This window comes from Coprococcus sp. RTP21204st1_G4_RTP21204_210225, from assembly GCF_040915385.1.
GTDB classification, from domain to species: domain Bacteria; phylum Bacillota; class Clostridia; order Lachnospirales; family Lachnospiraceae; genus Allocoprococcus; species Allocoprococcus comes.
The window spans coordinates 1-2,056 of record NZ_JBCPDP010000052.1; the positions used below are offsets into that span (position 1 = coordinate 1).

The 2,056-nt window shown below is 55.5% G+C and carries 2 protein-coding genes; both read right to left on the reverse strand.

The genetic code is table 11. The features are described 5' to 3' along the window. Nucleotides 1-130: 130 nt before the first annotated feature. Nucleotides 131-1,603, reverse strand: a complete 1,473-nt coding sequence (locus tag AB5213_RS16975; protein ID WP_368277015.1) for a hypothetical protein — start codon at nucleotides 1,601-1,603, stop codon at nucleotides 131-133. A 196-nt stretch (nucleotides 1,604-1,799) separates the two neighbouring features. Further along, the coding region (locus AB5213_RS16980) for a hypothetical protein (protein ID WP_368277016.1) at nucleotides 1,800-2,056 on the reverse strand (257 nt) is incomplete at its 5' end.

Here is a 2,056-nt window from a genome sequence, read left to right on the forward strand (position 1 = left end):
CCATCTGAATCGGAGAGGTTCACGATGGATTCCGCGATGGTCTCGATATCGCTGTCCGATTCCATGGTAAGAAGCGGGGAGCATTTCAGCCTGTCCGGCAATTTGTCTTTGAGTGTCATGGTCTATCTCCTTACAATACGTCTTCGCCGTTAAAGGGCAGGCTCGAACCATGCTCCCGCGTGGTTTCCTGCGCCTTCGTCTCCGTATCCATCTGGTTCTTGGCAGCGGTCATATCGCGAGCTTCCCCCGTGAGGGAATAGGACTCGGAATCATATTGCTGCTCCTCGCGAATATCGGAGGGGCGAATCTCGCTTCCGGTCTGCTCCGCATCCATGACGGCGGTGCGGGAATCGGTATCTGCGCCATCGTGGCTTTCAATACCGGAGTTCGGGTCGGGCGTGCGCCCGTCGTTATCCATGGCACCATCAGATGCAACCGGCTCAACCAGCTGTTGTTCGTCACGCATCTGCTCCTGCGCCAGACGCGCATTCTGCATGGCAAGGTCTCCATCCGGGAGGGTGCCAGCGTCTTTCGGGGTATTCTGCTCGAACCAGTTGTGGGTCACATCGAGGTCGTACCGGTTCTTTAACGTCTCCGCAGAGACCGGCCAGTCACGACCGCGCTCATACGCCGGTACCGAACCGTCTTTATTCAGGCTTGCAGGCTCGTAGGCCATGACCTCACCCTTGCTGGTTTCAGTCACACCGAAGCCCTGCGCGTTCATCTTGCGCTCGAAGTCGGAAAAGTCCGTGCAGTCTTCCCTTGCCTTCTGGGCAGCGTTTCGGATGTTCTGGGTATGGATGGCGGTGTCCTCGGCACGGAGTGTAGAGACCTTATCACTGCGGGCAGGTGCATCCTTTCCCGGCACGTCATAGGTCTTTTCCGGGGCATCCGTTTTCACCTGCGTCGCGTGAACCTTGTAGGGGGCACCGACGGAAATTACATCGAAATCCTCATGGGTCTCACGACCAACCATCTCGGTAAGCTCCTTGTGGGAGTAGCCGGAGAAGCAAATCGAATCGTCGATGTTGAGGTTTTCGGTATCCTGCTCGCTAAAGAGCACATCGTAAGTTTCTTCTGGTGCATCCTTGTAACGGATGGTGACCGGAATGACCGTTACGTCCTCTGCTGGAAGGTCGGGATAGCCTGTCAGCTCCGTGAGGGAATCCATGGTCTTCTTATTCACGGGTTCCGCGTGATTCAGCGCGTCGGTGATACGCTGCTCATCGAGACGCGCCATCACGTCCTTAAATTGCGGGGCATACCCTGCGACGGTCTTAGCATCCTCCTTGGCAAAGGCAAGGAAACCATTTCCCTGTTTGTCCGTGTAGGCGGCGGCATAGGTACCATTCTCGCGGCATACCTGCGCATAGTAGGCGGCTTCCTCGGAAGTACCAAAGGGCACGACCACCTGCTCACGAGAGGATTGCTTCTCAGCCATTGCTTTTGCGGCTTCAGGAGTGTTCCCCTCCTTCTTATAATGGCGCTGCCACCAGTCAAAAGCACGTTCCCTGCCACGTCCGAACCGCAAGTAGTTCTCCGTCTGCCTTGTGACGAAGTTTAGGAGGGCGTTTCCCATGTCATCGCCGAAATCCTGAGCCATGTGGCATCATCCTTTCTTTTCCGATTTCCTGCTTTTTGAAGCGGCAAGAATGCCGTCTCCTTGGGGACAGATTATAACGCAGGCTATTTTTCTATCCCTCTGCCCTATACACGAACATGCAGGTAGAAACTGCCAAATGCACAGATGCCGATGATAGAAAAAGACACCATTTAGCATCAAATGAACCCATTTGCGCCTATTTGCGAACGTTGACCCTTTTCTCGTCCGGGTAGAGGGATTCGGCCCTCAACCATCCCGCCCACAAATCTTTCATAAATCCGCAGGCGGATTGACGGAAACATTTGGAACGGAAAAGTTGACCGGCTCCGACTTCCGTGCATTCGCCTTCGCTGCCGCGATGCGCCGGACGCAGGAAAAGCGAGGGGCTTTCCCGCCGGGCACCGCGACCGCTCATTATATGCACGGAGATTGCTGAAATGGGGCGCTGCCCCA